A 23149-nucleotide genomic window follows, 5' to 3' on the forward strand; every position below is an offset into this window, starting at 1 on the left:
CCGGCACCGGGCCACCCGTACCGGCGCACCTCCACCGCGTCACCAGCGCCGCCGAACCAGCAGGGAGCGACACCGACCGTGGACACATCCGTCGAGCAGATCGTCGAGGCGCTGCGCGAGTCATTGCTCGAGAACGAGCGGCTGCGCCAGCAGAACGCCCAGCTCACCGAGACGGCGCAGGAGCCCGTCGCGATCGTCGCCATGAGCTGCCGCTACCCCGGCGGCGTCACCACCCCCGAACAGCTGTGGGAACTGGTCGACACCGGCACGGACGCCGTCGGCGACTTCCCCGCGGACCGCGGCTGGGACGTCGAGGGCATCTACGACCCCGACCCCGACGCCCCCGGCAAGACGCATGTGCGCGAGGGCGGGTTCCTGTACGACGCGCCGCGGTTCGACCCCGGCTTCTTCGGCATCAGCCCCCGCGAGGCCATCGCCATGGACCCGCAGCAGCGGCTGCTGCTGGAGACGTCCTGGGAGGCCTTCGAACGCGCCGGCATCGACCCGCACACCCTCAAGGGCAGCCGCACCGGCATCTACGCCGGCGTCATGTACCACGACTACGGCAGCTGGCTCACCGAGGTACCGGAGGGCGTCGAGGGCTACCTCGGCAACGGCAACCTGGGCAGTGTCGCCTCCGGCCGCGTCTCCTACACCCTCGGCCTGGAAGGCCCCGCCGTCACCGTCGACACCGCCTGCTCCTCCTCGCTCGTCGCCCTGCACCTCGCGGTGCAGGCACTGCGCACCGGCGAGTGCGACCTCGCCCTCGCGGGCGGCGTCACGGTCATGTCCACCCCGGACACCTTCATCGACTTCTCCCGCCAGCGCGGGCTCGCGCTGGACGGCCGCTGCAAGTCCTTCGCGGAGGGCGCGGACGGCACCGGCTGGGGCGAGGGCGCCGGCCTGCTCCTGCTGGAACGGCTCGGCGACGCCCGGCGCCACGGCCACCGCGTCCTGGCCGTGGTGCGCGGCTCCGCCGTCAACCAGGACGGCGCCTCCAACGGCCTGACCGCCCCCAACGGCCCCTCCCAGCAGCGGGTCATCCGCGCCGCCCTCGCCGACGCCCGCCTGGAACCCCGCCAGGTGCACGCCGTCGAGGCGCACGGCACCGGCACCCCGCTCGGCGACCCGATCGAGGCCCAGGCCCTGCTCGCCACCTACGGCCAGGGCCGCGCCGAACCGCTGTGGCTGGGCTCGGTCAAGTCCAACATCGGGCACACCCAGGCCGCCGCCGGTGTCGCCGGCGTCATCAAGATGGTGATGGCCATGCGGCACGGCCGGCTGCCCAGGACCCTGCACGCCGAACAGCCGACCTCCCAGGTCGACTGGGCGGAGGGCGCCGTCGAACTGCTGAGGGACGCCCGCGACTGGCCCGCCGACGGCGAGCCCCGCCGCGCCGCCGTCTCCTCCTTCGGCATCAGCGGCACCAACGCCCACGTCATCATCGAGGCCGCCCCGGAGCCCGAGGCCCGCGCGGAGGACCCCTCCTGGACCGGACCGCTGCCGCTGGTGCTGTCCGGCCACGGCGAACAGGGCCTCGCCGCCCAGGCCCGCAGCCTCCTGGACCACCTCACCACCGGCACCGACCCCGTCCCCGACGTCGCCCACACCCTCGCCACCGGACGCGCCGCGCTCACCGAACGGGCCGTCGTCACCGGCGCCGGCCTGCCCGCCCTCACCGCGGGCCTGACCGCCCTCGCCGAAGGCGGCACCGCGCCCAACGTGGTACGCGGCAGGCCCGCGGCCGAGTCCCGGATCGCCTTCGTCTTCCCCGGACAGGGCTCCCAGTGGGCCGGGATGGCCGCCGACCTGCTCGACACCTCGCCCGAGTTCGCCGCGCGCATGACCGACTGCGCCGCCGCCCTCGCACCCGTCACCGACTGGGACCTCATCGAGACCGTGCGGGCGCGGCAGCCGCTGCAGCGGGTGGACGTCGTCCAGCCCGTGCTGTGGGCGATCATGGTGTCGCTCGCCGAGGTGTGGCGCGCCCACGGCGTCCGGCCCGCCGCCGTCATCGGCCACTCCCAGGGCGAGATCGCCGCAGCCTGCGTGGCCGGCGCGCTCTCCCTCGCCGACGGCGCCCGCGTCGTCGCCCTGCGCAGCCAGGCCATCGCCCGCGAACTCTCCGGCCGCGGCGGCATGATGTCGGTGGCGCTGCCCGAGGCCCGGGTGCGCGACCTCATCGCCCGCTACGACGGCCGGGTCTCGGTGGCCGCCGTCAACGGCGCCTCCTCCGTGGTGCTGTCCGGGGACGCCGACGCCCTCGACGAACTCCGGGAGACGATCGTGGCCGGCGGCGACCGCGCCAAGCGGCTCCCCGTGGACTACGCCTCGCACTCCGCGCACGTCGAGTCGATCAGGGAGCGGCTCCTCGCCGACCTGGCGGGCATCCAGGCCCGGCCCGCCGAGGTGCCGTTCTACTCCACCGTCACCGGCGCCCGGCTCGACACCACCCGCCTCGACGCCGGCTACTGGTACACCAACCTGCGCCAGAGCGTGCTGTTCGAGCCCACCACCCGCACCCTGCTCGACGCCGGGTACGGGGTGTTCGTGGAGTGCAGCCCGCACCCCGTGCTGCTGCACAGCATCGAGGAGACCGCCGACGCCGCCGGCGCCGACGTCACCGGCCTCGGCTCGCTGCGCCGCGACGACGGCGGCCCGGAACGCGTGCTGACCGCGCTGGGCGAGGCCTTCGTCGCGGGCGTCCCGGTCGACTGGTCCGCCGTGTTCGACGGCATGCCGGTCCGCCCCGCCGACCTGCCCACCTACGCCTTCCAGCGCGAGCGGTACTGGCTCGGCCGGTCCGCCGCCACCGGTGACGTCACCGCCGCCGGCCTCGACACCACCGGCCACCCGCTGCTGGGCGCCGCCGTCCCGGTCGCCGAGGGCGGCACCCTGTTCACCGGCCGTCTCTCCACCGCCACGGCCCCCTGGCTGGCCGACCACGCCGTGTCCGGCACCACCCTGCTGCCCGGCACCGCCCTGGTCGAGCTGGCGCTCGGCGCGGGCCACGACCTCGGCTGCGGACACCTCGCCGAACTGACCCTCCAGGCACCGCTGCCGCTGCCCGAGCGGGGCGCGGTCCAGCTCCAGCTGCACGTGGCCGCCGCCGACGAGGGCGGACACCGCGCGCTGACCGTCCACTCCCGCCCCGAGGGCGCCGACGACACGGCCTGGACCCTGCACGCCACCGGCCTGCTCGCCCCTCGGGCCGCCCCGCCGTCCTTCGACCTGACGGCCTGGCCGCCCCGGGGCGCGCGCCCCGTACCGGTCGAGGACGCCTACGACCGCCTCACCGGCCTCGGCTACGACTACGGGCCCGCCTTCCAGGGGCTGCGCGCGGTCTGGCGGCGCGGCGACGAGACCTTCGCCGAGGTCGAACTGCCGGTCGAGCGCGAGGGTTTCGCCCTGCACCCGGCCCTGTTCGACGCCGCCCTGCACGCCGACGGCCTCGCCGCGGACGGTTCCCCCGCCGACGGCCAGGTCACCGCCCGGCTGCCCTTCGCCTGGACCGGGGTCTCGCTGTACGCGGCCGGGGCCACCGCCCTGCGGGTCCGGCTGCACGGCGGTGAGACGCTCTCCATCCAGCTCGCCGACCCCACGGGCGCCCCGGTCGCCGAGGTGGAGGCCCTCGTCTCCCGGCCCGTCGACCCGGCCGCCCTCACCCAGGCCGCCCGCCCGGACGACCTGTACCGCCTGGACTGGCCGGCCCTGCCCGTGCCCGAGGCGTCCGCGCCCGGCTTCGCCGTCCTGGACGAGCACGGCCCGGCCGCGCTGGACACCGTGCCTGCCTGGGTGGTGCTGCCGGCCGGCGACCCCGACCCGGTCGCCGGCGCGCGCCGGGCGACCGAGCGGGTGCTGGCCGCCGTACAGGACTGGCTGGCCGACGAACGCACCGCCTCCGCACGGCTGCTGGTGCTCACGCGGGGCGCCGTCGCGGTGGGGGAGGAGGACGTCACCGACCTGGCGGGGGCCGCCGTGTGGGGCCTGGTCCGGGCCGCGCAGGGCGAGCACCCGGAGCGGTTCGTGCTCGTGGACGGCGCCGACGCCGACGCCGCCGTGGCCGTCGCGGCGGCCACCGGTGAGCCCCAGCTCGCCCTGCGCGACGGCACCGTGCACGTGCCCCGGCTCGCCCGTGCCACGCCGGCGGGACAGGCGCCCGCCCTCGACCCGGACGGCACCGTGCTGATCACCGGCGGCACCGGCGTGCTCGGCGCCTTGGTCGCCCGGCACCTGGTCGCCGCGCACGGTGTGCGCCGCCTGGTGCTGGCCGGGCGCAGCGGCACCGCCGCCGACGACTTCGCCGACCTGGACGCGGACGTCGTCGTGGCCCGCTGCGACGCCGCCGACCGCGGCCAACTGGCCCGGCTCCTCGCCGGCGTACCGGCCGGGCACCCGCTGACCGCCGTCGTCCACCTCGCCGGTGTCCTCGACGACGGACTGGTGACCGACCAGACGCCCGAACGCCTGGACGCCGTACTGCGCCCCAAGGCCGACGCCGCCTGGCACCTGCACGAGCTGACCCGCGACCTCGGCCTCGCCGCGTTCGTGCTGTTCTCCTCCGCCGCCGGCACGGTCGACGGCGCCGGACAGTCCGGCTACGCCGCCGCCAACGCCTTCCTCGACGCGCTCGCCGCCCACCGCAGGCACCAGGGCCTGCCCGCGCACTCGCTGGCCTGGGGCTTCTGGGAGCAGCGCACCGGACTGACCGCCCACCTCACCGACGCCGACGTGGCCCGCATGGCCCGCGCGGGCGTCCGGCCCCTTGCCACCGAGGAGGGCCTGCGGCTGCTCGACGCCGCCCTGGGCGCCGCCGAGCCGCTGCTGCTCCCGGTCGGCCTGGACCTGGCCGTCCTGCGCCGTGCCGGCGACGTCCCGGCCGTGCTGCGCGGCCTGGTGCCCGTGCGCGCCCGCCGTACCGCGGCCTCCCGCGCGGAGACCGGGTCGCTCGCCGACCGGCTGGCCGCCCTCGGCCCCGCCGAACGCGACGCGGCCCTCACCGAACTGGTCCGCACCCACGTCGCCGCCGTCCTCGGCCACGGCGGCGACATGACACTCGACCCGCGCCGCTCCTTCCGCGAGCTGGGCTTCGACTCGCTGACCGCCGTGGAGCTGCGCAACCGCCTCGGCAACGCGGCCGGCCTGCGCCTGCCCGCCACCCTCGTCTTCGACTACCCCGACGCGGGCGCCCTCGTGGGCTTCCTGCGCGGCGAACTCCTCGGGGACCAGGCCGAGGCCGCCGTCGAGGCCACCGCGCGGGAAGCCGACGAGCCGGTCGCCATCGTCGCCATGGCCTGCCGCTACCCCGGCGGCGTCGGCACCCCCGAGGACCTGTGGCGGCTGCTCGCCGACGGCGGTGACGGCATCGGCGCCTTCCCCGCCGACCGCGGCTGGGACCTGGACGGCCTGTACGACCCGGAGCCGGGCAAGGCCGGCCACTCCTCCACCCGCTCGGGCGGATTCCTGTACGACGCCGCCGACTTCGACCCCGACTTCTTCGGCATCGGCCCGCGCGAGGCCCTCGCCATGGACCCGCAGCAGCGGCTGCTGCTGGAGACGTCCTGGGAGGCGCTGGAGCGGGCCGGCATCGACCCGCACTCCGTGCGCGGCTCGCGCACCGGTGTCTTCGCGGGCGTCATGTACCACGACTACGGCAGCCGGCTGCGGCACGTCCCGGAGTCCGTCCGGGACTACCTCGGCAACGGCAGCCTCGGCAGCGTGGCCTCCGGCCGGGTCGCCTACGCCCTCGGTCTGGAGGGCCCGACGCTCACCGTCGACACGGCCTGCTCGTCGTCCCTGGTGGCACTGCACCTGGCCGCGCAGGCGCTGCGGCAGGGCGAGTGCACCCTGGCCCTGGCCGGCGGTGTCTCCGTGATGTCGACCGTCGACACGTTCGTGGACTTCAGCAGGCAGCGCAACCTGGCCGCCGACGGCCACGCCAAGTCCTTCGCCGACGCCGCCGACGGCACGGCCCTGTCCGAGGGCGCGGGCATGCTCGTCCTGGAACGGCTGTCGGACGCGCGGCGCAACGGGCATCCGGTGCTGGCCGTCGTCCGGGGTTCCGCCGTGAACCAGGACGGGGCGTCCAACGGTCTGACCGCGCCGAACGGTCCGTCGCAGCAGCGGGTGATCCGGCAGGCGCTGGCGTCGGCCCGGTTGTCGGCGGCGGACGTGGACGTGGTGGAGGCGCACGGCACGGGTACCACGCTGGGTGATCCCATCGAGGCGCAGGCGCTGCTGGCCACCTACGGCCAGGAACGCTCCGCCGGCACCCCGCTGTGGCTGGGGTCGGTGAAGTCCAACATCGGGCACACGCAGGCCGCCGCCGGTGTCGCCGGTGTCATCAAGATGGTCCTGGCGATGCGCAACGGGGTGCTGCCCAAGACCCTGCACGTGGACCGGCCGTCGGCCAAGGTCGACTGGGACGCCGGACAGGTGCGGCTGCTGACGGAGGAACAGCCCTGGCCCCGCACCGGCCGGCCGCGCCGGGCCGCTGTGTCCTCCTTCGGCATCAGCGGCACCAACGTCCACGCCATCATCGAGGAGGCCCCGGCGGAGGAGCCCGCACCGCACACGGACGCGGCACCGGCCCCGCTGCTGCCCCTCGTGATCTCCGGCGCCACGCCCGAGGCACTGGCCGCGCAGGCCGCACGGCTGCGCGCGGTCGCCGACCGGCCCCTGCCCGACCTCGCCCGCTCCCTGGCCACCGGCCGCGCCGCCCTCACCCACCGGGCCGCCGTCGTCGCCCGCGACCGGGACGAACTCCTCGCCGGACTCGCCGCGCTGGCCGACGGCACCGCCTCCGACACCGTGGTCCGCGGCCGGCCCGCCGACGGCAAGACCGCCGTCCTCTTCACCGGCCAGGGCGCCCAGCGTCCCGGCATGGGCCGCGCCCTCCACGCCGCCCACCCGGCCTTCCGGCAGGCCCTCGACGAGGTCTGCCAGGCGCTCGACGCCCACCTCGAACGCCCGCTGCGGGACGTCATGTGGGCCGAGCCCGGCACCGAGGAGGCCGGCCTGCTCGACCACACCCTCTACACGCAGAGCGCGCTGTTCGCCGTCGAGACCGCCCTGTACCGGCTGCTGGAGTCCTGCGGCGTACGCCCCGACTGGCTCGCCGGGCACTCCATCGGCGAACTGACGGCCGCCCACGTCGCCGGTGTCTGGGACCTGGCGGACGCCGCCCGGCTGGTCGCCGCGCGCGGCCGGCTGATGCAGGCGCTCCCCGCCGGCGGCGCGATGCTCGCCGTCGACGCCACCGAGGAGGAGGTGCGGGAACACCTCGGCCCCGAGGTGTCCGTCGCCGCCGTCAACGGCCCCCGCGCCGTCGTCGTCTCCGGCACCGAGGCCGCCGTCGCCGCCGTCGCCGAGGCGTTCTCCGGCCGCCGCACCAAGCGGCTGCGGGTCAGCCACGCCTTCCACTCCCCGCTGATGGACCCGATGCTGGCGGAGTTCGAGAAGACGGCCCGCGAGCTGCGCTACACGCCCCCCGCGATCCCCGTCGTCTCCAACGTGACCGGCGCACGCGCGAGCGAGGACGAGCTGTGCGCGCCCGAGTACTGGGTCCGGCACGTCCGCGAGGCGGTCCGCTTCGGTGACGGCGTCCGGACGCTGGAGGCCGACGGCGTGCGCACCTTCCTCGAAGTCGGCCCCGACGCCGTCCTGTCGGCCATGGGCGCGCAGGCCGCGGCCGACGCCGAACGGTCGGCGTTCGTGCCCGCGCTGCGCCGCGACCGCGACGAGGAGCGGACCTTCGCGACGCTGCTCGGCACCGCCCACGTGCGCGGTGTGACCGTCGACTGGCAGCGGGTCTTCGCCGGCACCGGCGCCCGCCGCACCGATCTGCCGACCTACGCCTTCCAGCGGCGGCGGCTGTGGCTGGACGACGAGCCCGGCGCGGTCACCGACGCCGGCGGGCTGGGCCAGGCACCGGCCGGGCACCCGATGCTGGGCGCCGCCCTCGAACTCGCCGGCGACGACCGGGTGGCCCTCACCGGCCGGCTGTCCCTCGCCACCCACCCGTGGCTCGCGGACCACGCCGTCGCCGGGGTCGTCCTCGTCCCGGGCAGCGCCTTCGTCGAACTGGCCGTCCAGGCCGGCGACCGCACACAGTGCCCGCGCGTGGACGAACTCACCCTGGAACGGCCCCTGGTCCTGCCCGAGCGGGGCGCCGTCCACCTCCAGGTGGCCGTCGCGGCCCCCGACGCCGAGGGGCGCCGGCAGCTGACCGTGCACGCCCGTCCGGAGGGCGCGGACGGCGAGTGGACCCGGCACGCCACCGGCGTCCTCGCCCCGCACACCGCTCCCGAACCGGCCCCGGTCACCGACTGGCCGCCCGCCGGAGCCGTACCCGTGGACGTCACCGGCACCTACGACCACCTCGCCGGCCAGGGCTACCACTACGGCCCGTCCTTCCGCTGCCTGCGCGGCGCCTGGCGGCTCGGCGAGGAGGTCTGGGCCGAACTCGCCCTGCCCGACGCCGGGGCGGCCGACGGCTTCGCACTGCACCCCGCGCTGCTCGACTCCACCCTGCACGCCATCGACCTGCTCGAAGGCCAGGACCCGACCGTGATGACCCTGCCCTTCTCCTGGGAGGGCGTCACCCTGTACGCCACCGGCGCCACGGCCGTCCGGCTGCGCCTCACCCCGCACGGCACCGACCACATGACCCTGCGCCTGTACGACGGCACGGGCGCCCCCGTCGCCGAGGTGACCGCGCTGCGCGTCCGCCAGGTCACCGCCGAACAGCTGAACGCGGCCGCACCCGCCCCCGGCGACCTGTTCCGGGTCCGCTGGACCGAACTCCCGCTCACCGCCGCCGACCCGGCACCCGAGCCCCGCACCCTCACCGTGGCCACGGACGGCGAACCCGGTGACGACCTGTCCGCGCCGGCCCGGCGGACCGCCGTGCGGGCACTCGCCGCGCTGCGGCGGGACCTCGTCGACGCGCCGGACGGCGCACCGCTGGTGGTGGTGACCCGGTCCGCCGTGGCCGTCCACGCCGACTCCGTGCCCGACCCGGCGCAGGCCGTGCTCTGGGGCATGGTGCGCGCGGCGGCGGTCGAGCACCCCGGCCGGTTCGTGCTCGTCGACACCGACGACGACCCCGCCTCGGCCGCCGTCCTCCCGGCCGCCGTCGCCACCGGGGCACCGGAACTCGCCCTGCGGGCGGGCACGGTGTACGTGCCGGAACTGGCCAAGGCCACGGACGCGGAGCCCGGCCCGGCGCCCGCGCTCGACCCGGACGGCACCGTCCTCGTGACCGGAGGCACCGGCAGCCTCGGCCGGCTGCTGGCCCGGCACCTGGTCACCCGGCACGGCGTACGCCACCTGCTGCTGACCGGCCGGGGCGGGCGGCTGCCCGAACCCGGCGCGCTGGACGACCTGGCCGCCCTCGGCGCGAAGGTGACCGTGGCCGCCTGCGACGCCACCGACCGGGACGCGCTCGCCACTCTGCTGGCGTCCGTGCCGGCCGAGCACCCGCTGACCGCCGTGGTGCACGCCGCCGGCGTCCTCGACGACGGGCTGCTCAGCGACCTCACGCCCGAGCGGCTGGAGGCGGTCATGCGGCCCAAGGCCGACGCCGCCTGGCACCTGCACGAACTGACCCGCGACCTCGGCCTCGCCGCGTTCGTCCTGTTCTCCTCCGCCGCCGGCACCCTGGGCGCGGCCGGGCAGGCCAACTACGCCGCCGGGAACGCCTTCCTGGACGCCCTCGCCGCCCGGCGCCGCGCCGAGGGGCTGCCGGCCCTCTCGCTGGCCTGGGGACTGTGGGACACCGGGGAGGGCATGGCGGCCGGTCTCGGTGAGACCGAGCTGCGCCGGCTGGCCCGCGACGGCATCCTGCCGCTGCCCGCCGACCGCGCGCTGGAGCTGTTCGACCGCGCGCTGACCGAGGCGGGCGCCCCCGGCGCCGACCGCGCCCTGCTGCTGCCGGTCCGCGTCCAGGTCACCGCAGACGCCCCCGCCCTGGTGCGGGGCCTCGCCCCGGCGGCCGTACGCCGCACCGCCCGGGCGGCGGCCACCGAGGCGCCGGCAGCCGCCGAGTCGCTGCCGCGGCGGCTGGCCCGGCTGAGCGCCGCCGACGCGCTGGGGCTGCTGGTGGAGACGGTGTGCGGGCATGTCGCCGACGTCCTCGGACACGGCTCCGGCAGCGCCGTCGATCCCCAGCGCTCCCTGGGCGACCTGGGCGTGGACTCGCTCGCCGCGCTGGACCTGCGCAACCGGCTCAGCGCCGACACCGGCCTGCGGCTGTCCACCACGCTCACCTTCGACTACCCGACCTCCGAGGCCCTCGCCCGGCACCTCTACGAGGAACTGGGCGGGGACACCTCCGGCGATCCGGTCGACGTCGAGGCCGAAGTGGTGCGCCTGGAGGCGCTGTTGGGCACGGCACTGGACTCCGCCGCGCTGGACGAGGAGCAGCGGGCCCGGGTGGCGGCCCGGCTGCGCACCCTGAGCGCGCGCTGGGACGGCACCGGCGAGTGGCGGGACAACGGCACCGGGCCCGCCGGGGACACGGGCCTCGAGACGGCCACGGCCGACGAGCTGTTCGGCATCCTGGACGACGAGCTGGGCAGCTTCAGCTGAGGCACACGCGTGACGGAGCGCGGCCCCACCGGAGGACACCTCCGGTGGGGCCGCGCTCCGTCCGGTGGTACCGGGTGGCGGACGGCGGGCCGCCGGGACCGCTCAGCCCGCGGACGAGTGGGTGCTGGCCCAGCGGTCCGACAGCTTCGGTATGCGGTGGTCCAGCATCTTCGACGGCAGCTCCGAACGGTTGGCCACGTTGAGCTTGCGGTAGACCCGGGTGAGGTGCTGCTCGACCGTGCTGATCGTGACGTGCAGCCGGGCGCTGATCTCCCGGTTGGTGTACCCGAGCGCGGCCAGCCCGGCGACCCGGCACTCCGCGTCGCTCAGGATGGCGGGGCCGGCGTCGGAGTCGGTGCCGTCGGCCCGTACCGGGTCCTCCAGCAGGTGCGCGTCGACCGGCGACTCGATGCGGCACGCCTCGGCCTCCCGCGCCGCCTGCCGCGCCACCAGCCGCGCCCGGGCGTACTCGCCGAGTTCGTAGTGCGCCGCGGACAGGTCGGCGTACGCCTGGGCCAGCGCGTACCGGTCGCCGCACGCCTTGAGCAAGTCGATCGACTCGCGCAGCAGCGAGGCCCGGCGGTGCGGCTTGCAGGTGGCGGCCAGCAGGCGCAGCGCCATCGCCCGGGCCCTGGAACTGTGCCCCCCGGGCAGCCTCAGCTGTTCCTCGGCCCACTCCCGGGCGGTGCGGGCCTTTCCGATCCGCAGGTTGGCCAGCGCCAGGTCGGACCGCCAGGGGATGCCCTTCTGCAGGCTGGGGTTGCCCTCCCGGAGCAGCCGCCCGCAGGTCTCGAAGTCGCCCAGCGCCGCGAAGGGCCGGTCGGTGGCGAGGAAGTGGTGCCCGCGGGCGCGCAGGTACTGGATGCCGAACACGGTGCGGAACATCGGTTCGGGCACGTCGTGCTTGAGCAGTTCCTCGGCCTCGTCGTAGGAGCCCATGGCGGTGTGCGCGGAGATCGCCGTCGACAGCGGGAGGCCGATGAGCACGCCCCAGCTCTCGGCGCGCAGGGTGCCGAGCGCGGTGAGCGCCCCCTGCGAGGCGGTGGTCACGTCCCCCTGGAGCAGGGCGATCTCCGCCCGGATGGAGCCGAGCAGGGCCTGCCATGTCGTCGCCCGGCGTTCCGCGGCCCGCTCCAGCAGTGCCTCGCAGGCCTCGGCGGCGATCGCGGGCCGGTCCGCGTGGGCGACCGCGAGCAGGGACATGGCGACCAACTCCAGGTTGAGGTGGTCCAGTTGGTGGCCCTGGAGGGCCTGGGCGACGGCCGCGGCGGAGTCGTCGGTGGCCTCGCCGCCGATGAGCGCCGCCACTCGGGCGGCCAGCCCGCCGGCACCGGCGTGCGCTTGCCGGCGGCGCGGGTCGAGGCCGGTCACGGGGGCGCCCTTACCGGAGAGCGCCACGCCGTAGAACCACTGCCGCACGAACTCGACCTCGGCGACGATCTGGGCGTCGGCGGCCGATTGCGCGTGGATGAGGGTGGCGACGGCCTGGGCGGCCAGTTCGGTGTCGCCCTGCCACAGCAGGTAGCGCAGGACCGTGGCGGCGTCCCGCATGCTCAGTTCGCCGGCGAGCGCCGCCTCGCGCAGCGGTTCGAGATGGGGAGCGGCCGCCGCCGGGTTGGTGCGCCACTCCGCGCGCGCGAGGGCCACCGACAGCGCGTGGCGTTCCTGTTCGTCGGTGCAGTCGCGCAGGACCAGGCCGAGGTAGTCGGTGCAGCGCTCCACGTCGTCCGCGGCCAGGGCCTGTTCCGCGGCGGTGCGCAGGACGCCCGCGCCCCAGCCCGCCGGGACGAGGTCCGCGAGCCGGAGGTGGTGCGCGACCTCGGCGGCGGGCGCGCCGGACCGGTACAGCATCTGGGCGATCCGGCCGTGCAGCCGGGTGCGGGCGGCGGCCTCCATGTCCTCCAGCACCGCCGCGGCGGCGGTGGGGTGCCGGAAGGCGTGACCGTCCAGCAGGCCGGAGGAGTTGAGGACGTCCACGGCTTCCTGGGTGCCGGCCGGTGTGGTGCCGGCCAGGTCTCCCACGGGGACGGTTCCCGCCAGGGTGCCGAGCGCTGCCAGGGCCCGGGCCACCCGGACGTGTCCCGGCTCGCCGCGGTGCAGCAGGGACAGCACCGCCTGGCGGTAGGCGGCGCCGGCGATGGGCGGGCCGATCTCCGGGGCGAAGTGGGCGCTGTCGTCCAGCAGGGCGTGGACGAGGAGCGGGCTGCCGGCGGTGGCCCGGTGGTAGGCGTCGCGGACGTGTCCGGGCAGGGTCCGGCCGGCCTGCGCGGCGAGCAGTTCGCCGACGCTCGCCGCGGACAGGGGAGCCAGGCGCACGCGCCGGTGGGGCTGGCGGAGCAGCTCCGTGTGCGCGGGCGAGCGGGTCTCGGCGAAGTGCCCCGACGTGGCGCACACCACGAGGACCCGCCGGGAGCGGCCGCGGTGCAGCAGGTGGACGATGGTCTGTAACGAGGCCCGGTCCATGGCGTGGGCGTCGTCCACGGCGACGACCAGGGGCCGGTCGCCCTTGGCGAGACGCAGAAGCGTCTCGGTCGCGTTCTCGTGTCCGTCGGACGCGCCGGCGGGCTGGTGCCCGGCGTCCGCCGGCCGGCGGACGTCCCCCGAGGAGTGCGCCGCCGGCCGGGCGTGGTGTGACATCGCGCACTCCGCCTCGGCGTTGCGGAGCAATTGCCCGGCCAGGCTCATCGGCTGATCTCGTTCAGCCGAACCGGCGGTGGCGGTCAGTATGCGGGCGCCGGTGCTGTTCAGCGTGGTCAGGAATTCATGCACCAGCTGGGTCTTGCCCGATCCTGGACCACCCGTGATGATCACGAGACGGCCGTGTCCTCGCGCGCTGTCAGCGAACGCCTCACCCAAGGCCTGCAGTTCTCGCGTACGGCCGAAAAGGTGCATCGAGGATCCCCCCTAGATTCATTTTTTCGAGCGAGGTGTCGCCCCGTTTCCCCCCGGACGAGGCGGCGTCGTACGACGCGGCGTGGAGAGTTTGTAAGGCGACGGCACTGTCGCAAAGGCGGCGCGCCGGGCTGGCCTGGATTCGGTCGGAATGGCCCCTGACCGGCGGCGAAGAGTATCGCATCGATGACCCGAATGATTTCGGCCAATTTATGGCTGACTTTGGTTCGGATGTTCCCGGCTTTGCTGGTGAAGTACCGAATAAAGATTAGGTGCCCATAGCAGGCAGAAACGCTATCTGTCCAGGCCAACGTTGTCAACTGTCACTCCGGATGGCCTCCTGGCGCACTGCGGGCATGGTCCACCGAGGCGTCCTTTTACAGTCTGTTGAATTACCGGCCGGTTAAAGAAAGGGGCCGGACGCGGTCAATCGTGACATCGGTCACGGGAAAGCGCTTCCGCTGCCCGTTCGGGCACAGACGATTGCCCCGGGGAACCAACTGAGCCCTTTAGGCCGGGACGGTATACGAAGTGGGTGTGCAGGTGTCCCTCCTGTCCCGTGCCCGAGAAGTGCCCTGGTTGCCCGCCACCTCCCGCTTCCGCTGGTCACGCGCGGTTGATGAGCGGCGCCACCCGCTGCGCCCCGGGGACCTGCTCGCCTACGGCGCCTCCGCCGGCCTGCACCACGTCGCCCTCTGCCTCGGCGCCGGAAGGTGGTGGAGGCGCGGCGGTCCGGCACCAGGCTGATGGTCAGTGACGTCCGCCTGGGCGCCGACCACTTCCGCGCGGTCCGCGTCAACACCGGCACCGTCGAGGGGCCCGCCCCGCGCACCTGGGGCTCCGGCGTCCGGGCCGAGGCCCAGCCCTCCGTCCGGGCCGCCCGCGGCTACGCCTTCCCCGGCCCGACGACCGTCCGCGTCGCCTGCCGGAAGCACGCCGAACCCGTCATCGCCGAGGGCTGCACCAACGACGCCTGGTCCTGCCTCCCCGACTACCGCGCCTGGGTGACCGACATCTGCGTCCAGGGCCCGGCCCGGCTGGACGGCGTAGCGGCCCGCGCCGACCGACCCGCCCCGACGGGTCCGTGGGTCAGGGACGCGTGAGGACGACCAGCTGCCGGGTCGCCCGGGTCATCGCGACATAGTGGTCGACGGCCCCTTCGATTCCCTCGCCGAACCTCTCCGGATCGACGAGCACGACCAGGTCGAACTCGAGCCCCTTCGACAGCTCCGGCGTCAGGGAACGGACCCGGGCGGTCGGCCGGAACGCGGGATCGCCGATGACACAGGCGATCCCGTCGGCGTGCGCGGCGAGCCAGGTGTCGAGGATCGCGTCACGCTCGCGGACCGAGCCGTGGACGACGGGGACACCGCTGCCGCGGATGGACGTCGGCACGTTGGCGTCCGGCAGCACGGCCCGGATGACCGGCTCCGCCTCCGCCATGATCTCCTCCGGCGTCCGGTAGTTGACGGTCAGGGACGCCAGCCGGATCCGGTCGAACCCGACCCGGGTGAGCCGTTCCCGCCACGACTCCGTGAACCCGTGCCGGGCCTGGGCGCGGTCCCCGACGATGGTGAAGCTCCGGGACGGGCACCGCAGGAGCAGCATCTGCCACTCCGCGTCGGTCAGTTCCTGCGCCTCGTCCACGACGATGTGCGCGAACGGCCCGGCGAGCAGGTCGGGGTCGGCGGCGGGCAGGGCGCTGTCGTCGACCAGGGAGTTGCGCATGTCCTGGCCGTGCAGCATGACCAGCACGCCTTCGCCGTCGTCGTAGCTGTGGGCTTCCAGCAGATTGTCCACGACCCGGTCCATGCGCTCGCGTTCGGCGGCGAGGGCGGCGGCGTGCCGGCGCTTTCGCCGGGCGGTCTCCGGGTCGCCGAGCCGCTGCCGGGCCGCGTCCAGGATCGGCAGGTCGGACACCGTCCAGGCCTGGGGCTCCGCGCGCTGCAACAGCCGTACCTCCTCGCGGCTCAGCCACGGGGCGCACATCCGCAGGTAGGCCGGTACCGACCACAGGTCCCCGACGACATCGGCCGCCTCCAGCAGCGGCCAGGCGCGGCCGAAGGCGGTCAGCAGGTCCCTGTTCCGCAGCAGCGACCTGCGCAGCAGTTCGGGCGGGGCGTCACCGTCGTGCTTGTCCATCAGGATCGTGAGCAGTTCCTCCCACACCTGCTCCCGCGCCTCGTTGTGCGGAGTACCGGGTTCCGCCGCGTCGAACGCCACGGCCCAGTCGTCGGCGCTCAGCCGGATGTCGGACCAGTGCGTGGTGACCGTCATCCCCTCGGCGGGCGGCTCCTCGTAGAACCTCACGGCCTTCTCGATCGCCCGCACCATGTCCGCGGACGACTTCAGCCGGGCCACCTGCGGATCGGCCTCGGCGACGGCCCCGGCGCCCTCGGCGACCAGGTCCCGCAGGGTGCACGTCTGCACGCCCTCCTCGCCGAGGCTGGGCAGGACGTCGGCGACGTAGGCCAGGTACGGCCGGTGCGGACCGACGAACAGGACGCCGCCCCGGCGGTGACCGAGCCGCGGGTCGGAGTGCAGGAGGTAGGCGGAGCGGTGCAGGGCGACGACGGTCTTGCCCGTGCCGGGGCCGCCGTCCACGACGAGGGCGCCGCGCGAACCCGCCCGGATGACGGCGTCCTGGTCGGCCTGGATGGTGCCGAGCACGTCCCGCATCCGCGGCGACCGGCTGCCGCCCAGGCTGGCGATGAACGCCGACTGGTCGTCCAGCGCGGCGTGCCCGGCCAGCCCGTCCAGGGTGAAGACCTCGTCCCAGTAGTCGGTGATCCGGCCGTCGGTCCAGCGGTACCTGCGACGGCTCACCAGGCCCATCGGCTGGGCGTGGGTGGCTCCGAAGAACGGTTCGGCCGCCGGGGAGCGCCAGTCGACCAGCAGCCGGCGGCCCGCGCTGTCGGTGAGCCCGAGCCGGCCGACGTAGACGGGCTCCCGGCTGTCCGCGCCGACCATGCGCCCGAGGCACAGGTCCAGTCCGTAGCGGCTCAGGGTGCGCAGGCGAGCGGTCAGCCGGTGGATCTCGGCGTCCCGGTCCATCGCCTGGCGGCCCTGGCCGCCCGGCGCCCTGCGCTCGGCGTCGAGACGGCCGGAGAGGTCGGCGATCGACTGCTCCAGACACTCCGCGATGGCCGTGAAGTGCCGCTCGTCGTCGGCGATCAGCGCCGGGTCGGCCTTGGCGGCGAGGCGGCCGGGGAGGTCGAAGACACGGGTGGGCAGGGGCAGTTTCACGTCAGGGGCTCCCTTGTGAGGCCGGTCGTGGCCGTGGCGGGCGGCAGGGCGGTGGGACGGGGTGGGGTGACGGGGTGGGGCGACGGGCGCGCGGCACCTACGCGCGGTGGTCCGTGCGCCGCGTGGCCGCTCCCGGTGCGGGCCGACGGGCTCGGCCGCGCGGCGCCGAGCAGCAGCCCTGCGGCCGCCGGCGCCCCGTCGGCGCGGACCCGGCCGACCAGGTCCGCGACAGAAGTACACGCACTACGTGAATCACCCGTTTCCCTGGCTTCCTGGCCTCGGCGGGCAATTCTGCGCTATGACCGGGGCCTTGCCGCAAGCCCCCCGGTGCGCTATAAGTTAACAGTGGCGAGGAGTGGATGGCTCCTTGCCTTTCCCTTTCTCCGGAACGCCCCGCCCAGCAAGGTGCCGGATGCCCCGCGGTGGGTGATTCTGTAGGAATGCGGGGTGAGCGAGGTGCGCGGCTCCGGGCGGCCTACGCCGCCTCCGGTCGCCGTGCCCTGCGCGTGACACTCGTGGCCGCAGCCGGCTTCTACGCCTTCCGCTACATCGTCGACCGTCCCGTGGCCGCGACCTACGCGCTGTTCACCGTGGTCGCGCTGGGCGGCCTGGCCAGGATCCCGGGCACCGGGCGGCAGCGCGCGGCCGTGATGACGCGCCTGCTGCCGGTGTGCTGGGTGCTGGTGGCCGCGGGCACCTACCTGTCGGTGCGGACCTGGAGCGCGGTCGCCGGCATGCTGGTGGTCGGCTTCACGCTGGCCTTCGCCGCCGTCGGCGGACCCCGCCCGGCGGGCGCGGCGCCGGGCCTCCAACTGCTCTACATCCTCCCCTCCTTCCCGCCGTACGACCCCGGCTCGCTCGGCGACCGGCTGATCGGTACGACGACGGGGCTGGCCCTCTTCGTCGCGGCCGAGGCGCTGCTCTTCCGGGAGCCCGCTCCGCCGCCGTACCGGGAGCGCGTCGCCCGGGCGGCGGTGGTCGCCGAGCGGTGCGCGGCGAAGCTGGCGGCGCACCGGGGCGCCCTGTCCGGCGCCGACGTGCTGACGGCCCAGGAGGTGAGCCAGTCGCTGCGCTCGCTCAACGTGCCCGAGGCGGAGCGCCCGGCGGGCCCCGGGGTGCGCGCTCGCGCCCTCGCCCACACCGGCCTGGCCACCCGCACCCTGCTCGGCAGGCTGGCCGAGCTGCCCCGGCTGCCGCACCGGGGCCCGGCGCCCGAGGTGACGGCCGTGCTGCGGGCGGTGGCGCGCACGGCCACGGCGACCACGAGCTGTCTGCGGACCGGGACGTCCCCCGCGGCACGGCAGAAGGAGCTGACCGCGGCACGCGCGGACCTGTCCGCCGTGTCCGAAGGCCCCCCTGCCACCCCGGCCGGCGCCTGCCTCCCGCCCGACGTCCTGCGCTGCCACGCCGCCGTGCTGGAGATCGCCGACGCGGCGCTGGCCATGGGCGCGGCGGCCGATCTGGCCGTGCGGGGCCGGCACGCCTCGGTGGAACTGCAGCCCGGCCGGTTCTGGTACGCGACCACCCGGGCCCCCGTGCTGTGGTGGCACCGGCTGCGCGGCCACGCCGGGCGCCGCTCGGTGTTCTTCCAGAACGCGGTCCGCATCGCCGTGGCCCTGACGGCGGCCCGGCTGGTGGCCGGGGTGGACACGCTGCCGCACGGCTTCTGGGCGATGCTGGCGACCCTCACCCTGACCCGCACCACCTTGGGCGGCACCTGGAGCACCATCCGCCTGGCGCTCGTCGGCACGCTGGCCGGGGCCCTGCTGAGCGCCGGTCTGCTGATCCTCGCGGGCTCCGACACCACCGTGTACGCCGTCCTGCTGCCGCTGTGGATGCTCCTCGGCTTCACGGTGGGACCGGTCAGGGGCGTGGGATGGGCGCAGGGACTGTTCACCGTGCTCGTGGCGCTGGTCTTCGCGCAGCTCGCGCCGCCGACCTGGCGGCTGGCGGAGGTCCGGGTGCTGAACGTGCTCATCGGCAGTGCGATCGGCGCGGTCTTCGGCGTGCTGGCCTGGCCCCGGGGCGGCCATGAGGAGCTGCGCCGCACGGCCGCGGACCTGCTGCGCAGGGCCGCAGAGATCGTCGTGGCCACCAGTGCCTCGGTGGCGTGCGGCACGGTGTCGCCCCCGCTGTCCAGGGTGCCCGGTCACCGCTGTCTGCAACGTGCCATCGTCCTCGCCGAGTCCGCGTACGCGCAGGTGCAGAGCGAGCCGACGCCGCCCTTCGGAGGCGGCGCGAACCGGGTGCGGCCGCCCGCCGTGGACTGGCAGGCGACGCTGATCGCCGGACACCACACCCTGTGGGGCTCGGCACGGCTGCTGGAGCCGCCGCTCACCCCGCTGAGCCCGGCGGCGGCCCTGTCGGCCGGCATGCTGGGGGAGCGGGTGGCGGGCCGGATGCTGCTCGTCTCGGCGGCGCTGGACCCGGGGGACGACACCCCCGTCGCGGCGACACCGCTGATCGATCCCGCCCTTCCCGGCCTCGCCGCCGAGCCGCCCGGCGCTCCCCGCAGGTACTACGCGACCGTGGCGTGGCTGGACTCGCTCATGACCGACCTGACACGCATCACGTACGCCGCCCCGTGGCACCCCTCGGCGAAGGAGACGGCGGACACCTCCTGAGCCGGGCCGCCGGTGCGCGGCCGTACGGGTCCGGGCACCTCGCCGGCCGCGGACGGCCCTGGTCCCGTGGCGCCCGCCGCCTTCCCGGAACCGGCCGGGGAGGCGGCGGGGCCGTTCGCGTCAGGTGGTGACGCAGCCGATGGAACCGGCGGGGACGTTGTTGCCCGTCGACGTGGCGGTGAAGCCGAAGGTGACACTGCTGTCGGCGGGCACGACCCGGTTGTGGTCCGCGTTGCGGACCGTGACCGTGCCGTCGGTACCGGTGGACAGCGTGCCGTTCCACACGCTGTTGATCTTGGTGCCCGCTCCGGGCTGCCAGGCCACGGCCCACCCGTCGAGCGGCGTGGTGCCGTGGTTCATGACCTCGACGGAGGCCTGGAAGCCGCCGTTCCAGGAGTTCACCACGGAGTACGTGGCCATGCAGGAACCGGTGTGCGGATCCGTGGGAGTCGGCGTGGGCGTGGGTGTCGGCGTGCCGCCGGAGGTGCGGATGCCCGTCACCTCGCCGTGGCCGCCGTCGAAGACGATGTCCGAGCAGGAGAAGAAGTTCTCCTGGCTGTCCGAACGCACCCACTGGATGAACAGCAGGGCGTCGCCGGACCGCCCGGAGGGCAGATTCAGGTCCCAGTAGTAGTGCCCGCCGTCGGTGCCCGGCGAGCCCTGCTGCGGCGGATTGGTGACCGTCTGGATCAGGTCCAGGTCGGCCCAGCGCAGGGTGGAGGTGGGCGACCAGCCGGGCTTGGTGAGGTAGACCCGGAAGTCACCGGGGTGCGCCGCCCAGTTGCTGTACTGCGCCTGGATCGTCGCCCCGCTGGTCAGATGGGTGCGGGGCCAGTCCGAGCGGGCCGCGTTGTAGCCGCGGAAGTCGTACGGCGACTTGTCGCCCGCACTGCACAGGGTGCCGTCCGGGACGTAACCCGCGCCCCGGCCGCCGGCGTTGGAGTCGAGCACGGCGAACCAGTTGTACAACGCCGTCGCACCGCTCTTGGCCAGCGCGTCCCGGCACGCCGGGTTGGTCGGGTCCAGCCCGCCGGTCGTCGTGTGCGCGTCCAGGTAGCACAGGTAGGTGCGGGATCCGGGCAGCATCGCCACCCCGTGCGCCTGGGCGCTGGTCTGCCCCAGCAAGGTCAGGGCGAGTGCCGCCAGCAGCGTCGACAGGGCCGCTGCCACCGACATCAGTCTGTTGCGTCGAGCCACGTTCAGCTCCTTCGGATTGGGATCAGACGGGCGGTAAACCCCGGGCGGCCGCCGTACCGGAGTACGCGGGGACCGCCGGGACGTGGGGGTGGGGCACGCCGGTGCCGGTGCCGGCGAACGCGCCGCCGGCACCGGGCCCCACGGCGGGGTGCGCGGTGAGCTGCCCGGTCAGGCCCAGCGCCAGGGTGGCGAGCGCCGCGCCCAGCGAGGCAGCCCGGTGCCGTCGGCGCCCCGGTCTCGGCCGGTGCGCGGGTGTCCGGCGGGCGGGGTGTGTCATGCGTCCTCCTCGTGCGGGGTGCGGGTGGTGCGGGGCGCGTGCGGTCGGCGGGCGCGCACTCAGCTCCCGGCGCAGTGCGGGACGGGTGTGCCGGCGGTGCCTTCCGCGGTGAAGCCGAACGACGTGGTGGCGCCGGGCCGCAGGGAGCCGTCGAAGGCGGCGTTGCGGACGGTGGCCCGGCCGTCGGCCGTGGTCAGGGAGCCGTTCCAGAGGCTGGTGACGCGGGAGCCGCCCAGGTCCCAGTCCACGGACCAGCCCGTCAGCGGGGCCGGGCCGGTGTTCTCGACCGTCACCTCCGCCTGGTAACCGCCCTGCCAGGAGGAGGCCGTGCGGAACCGCGCGGTGCACGCCGCGGGCGCCGGGGTGGGCGCGGGGCCGGCACCGGAGTACGTCAGTCCGTAGCCGTACGGGAAGAGCGGGTCCTTGCCGTCACCGTCGTTGACCGGTTCCTGCGAGGAGGTACGCGGCCAGCTGACCGGCAGCTTGCCGGTGGGCGCGTAGTCGCCGAACAGGACGTCGGACACGCCGGCGCCCTCCGTGCCGGGCAGCCAGGCGGCCAGCAGCGCCTTCCAGTCGGGCAGTTGGGCGGAGACGTCGAGCGGACGGCCGGAGACGAGGACCACGACGACCGGCACCCCGCTCGCCTTCAGCCGGGCGAGGGTCTGCAGGTCCTCCTGGTCCAGCCCGAGCCCGCCCGGACGGTCGCCCCGGCCCTCGGCGTACGGGGTCTCGCCGACCACGGCGACCGCGGCGCGGTACGAGGAGTCGATGCCGTTGCCGTACCGGTCGTAGGTGACCCGGGACGGGTCGGTGACGGCGGCCCGGATGCCCTCCAGGACCGTGGTGCCGGCCGTGACGGGTCCGCTGCGCCCCTGCCAGCCGACGGTCCAGCCGCCGCTCTGGTTGCCGATGTCGTCGGCGGACTTGCCCGCGACGAACAGCTTGGCCGACTTCGGCAGGGGCAGCACGCCGCCCTCGTTCCTCAACAGCACCTGCGAGGCGCGCACCGCCTGCCGGGCCAGCTCCCGGTGCGCGGCCGAACCGACCGTGGCGGTGTACGAGCGGTCGGTGAACGGCCGCTCGAACAGCCCGAGTTGGAACTTCCTGGTGAGCATGCGGCGGTTCGCGTCGTCGATCCGGGACTGCGGGACGCGGCCCGCGGTCACCTCGCCGCGCAACAGGGTCAGGAACTTCTTGTAGTCATGGGGGACCATCACCATGTCGACGCCCGCGTTGACGGCCGTGGTGATCTCGGCGCCGGTGAAGCCGCTCTGCCCGTCGAGCTGGTCGACCGCGGCCCAGTCGGACACGACGAACCCGCCGAAGCCGAGTTCGCCCTTCAGCAGGTCCGTCACCAGGTAGGCGTTGGCGTGCGACCGCACCCCGTTCCAGCTGCTGTACGACAGCATCACCGCGCCCACGTCACGGCGCACCGCCTCCTTGAACGGCGGCAGGTGGACGGCGCGCAGTTCGGCCTCGGACACCTTCGTGTCGCCCTGGTCCACACCGCCGGCCGTGCCGCCGTCACCGAGGTAGTGCTTGGCGGTGGCCAGCACGGACGCCGGCCCCTCGCCGGGCTTCCCGCCCTGGAGACCGGTGATGAACGTCGTGAGGGCGGTGGGCAGTTCGGGTGTCTCGCCGTACGACTCGTAGGTACGGCCCCACCGGTCGTCGCGGGCCACGCACAGGCACGGCGCGAAGTCCCAGTCGATCCCGGTGCCCGACACCTCCTCGGCCACCGCCCGCCCGATCCGCTGGACGAGCGCGGGGTCACGGGTGGCGCCGAGGCCGATGTTGTGCGGGAAGAGGGTGGCCCCGCGCACCGCGTTGTGGCCGTGCACCGCGTCGATGCCGTAGATCATCGGGATGCCGAGCGGAGTCGTCAGGGCCGTGCGCTGGAGTGCGTCGTACGTGTCCGCCCAGGTCTGCGCGTTGTTGGGGCTGACGGTCGAGTCGCCGCCGGAGAGCACGGAGCCGATCCGGTAGGCGGCGAGGTCGGACTGCGGGACGAGGGCGTCCTTCTCGATCTGCGTCATCTGGCCGAGCTTGTCGTCCAGAGTCATCCGCGCCAGCAGATCGGTGACGCGGTCCGGCACGGGCAAGGACGGGTCCTGGTACGGCAGGACCGCGGCCGGGAAGGCGGCGGCGGGCTCCGGTGCGGCGGCGGCCGGTGCGGTGAGGGCCAGGGCCGCGGCACACGCGGCCAGGGCCGTCACCGGGCGGTGGCGGGCGAGCGGGAGGCTCATGCGGGCGGGCCTTTCCGGGAACGGTCCGGGAACGGGTCGGCGCTGCGGTGGAGCCGGGAGCGGGGCGGCGCCGGGGT

At 75.1% G+C, this 23149-nt stretch carries 7 protein-coding genes; 3 read left to right on the forward strand and 4 right to left on the reverse strand.

Going from position 1 to position 23149, the window contains the following annotated elements; genetic code table 11:
- Nucleotides 1-78 precede the first annotated feature (78 nt).
- Nucleotides 79-10590: an SDR family NAD(P)-dependent oxidoreductase gene (locus AB0947_RS35435; RefSeq protein WP_366754487.1), complete on the forward strand. Its 10512-nt coding sequence runs from the start codon at nt 79-81 to the stop codon at nt 10588-10590.
- A gap of 102 nt (nt 10591-10692) precedes the next feature.
- On the opposite strand, the gene AB0947_RS35440 is transcribed toward AB0947_RS35435, so the two are convergent.
- Complete coding sequence (locus AB0947_RS35440) at nt 10693-13482, reverse strand: AAA family ATPase (RefSeq protein WP_366754488.1); 2790 nt, start codon at nt 13480-13482, stop codon at nt 10693-10695.
- Between the two features lie 746 nt (nt 13483-14228).
- On the opposite strand from AB0947_RS35440, the gene AB0947_RS35445 reads away from it, so the two are divergent.
- A complete protein-coding gene (locus tag AB0947_RS35445) occupies nt 14229-14585 on the forward strand; it encodes a hypothetical protein (RefSeq protein ID WP_366754489.1) in 357 nt (118 codons plus the stop codon).
- Here the strand turns inward: AB0947_RS35445 and helR are convergent.
- Nucleotides 14572-16728, reverse strand: a complete 2157-nt coding sequence (gene helR, locus AB0947_RS35450; RefSeq protein ID WP_366754490.1) for an RNA polymerase recycling motor ATPase HelR — start codon at nt 16726-16728, stop codon at nt 14572-14574. The genes AB0947_RS35445 and helR overlap by 14 nt on opposite strands.
- Nucleotides 16729-17168: 440 nt before the next feature.
- Between helR and AB0947_RS35455 the strand changes: the two genes are divergently transcribed.
- A complete protein-coding gene (locus tag AB0947_RS35455; protein WP_366754491.1) occupies nt 17169-19352 on the forward strand; it encodes an FUSC family protein in 2184 nt (727 codons plus the stop codon).
- Nucleotides 19353-19472: 120 nt separating this feature from the next.
- On the opposite strand, the gene AB0947_RS35460 is transcribed toward AB0947_RS35455, so the two are convergent.
- Complete coding sequence (locus AB0947_RS35460) at nt 19473-20549, reverse strand: lytic polysaccharide monooxygenase (RefSeq protein ID WP_366754492.1); 1077 nt, start codon at nt 20547-20549, stop codon at nt 19473-19475.
- A 336-nt stretch (nt 20550-20885) separates the two neighbouring features.
- Nucleotides 20886-23072: a glycoside hydrolase family 3 N-terminal domain-containing protein gene (locus AB0947_RS35465; protein WP_366754493.1), complete on the reverse strand. Its 2187-nt coding sequence runs from the start codon at nt 23070-23072 to the stop codon at nt 20886-20888.
- Nucleotides 23073-23149 lie beyond the last annotated feature (77 nt).

The organism is Streptomyces sp. NPDC047841 (assembly GCF_040704085.1).
Taxonomy (GTDB): domain Bacteria; phylum Actinomycetota; class Actinomycetes; order Streptomycetales; family Streptomycetaceae; genus Streptomyces; species Streptomyces argyrophylli.

Coding starts and splice junctions, on each gene's coding strand:
- AB0947_RS35465 (WP_366754493.1), bottom strand. CDS start 23,072: ATGAGCCTCCCGCTCGCCCGCCACCGCCCGGTGACGGCCCTGGCCGCG.
- AB0947_RS35445 (WP_366754489.1), top strand. CDS start 14,229: ATGGTCAGTGACGTCCGCCTGGGCGCCGACCACTTCCGCGCGGTCCGC.
- AB0947_RS35455 (WP_366754491.1), top strand. CDS start 17,169: ATGCGGGGTGAGCGAGGTGCGCGGCTCCGGGCGGCCTACGCCGCCTCC.
- AB0947_RS35440 (WP_366754488.1), bottom strand. CDS start 13,482: ATGCACCTTTTCGGCCGTACGCGAGAACTGCAGGCCTTGGGTGAGGCG.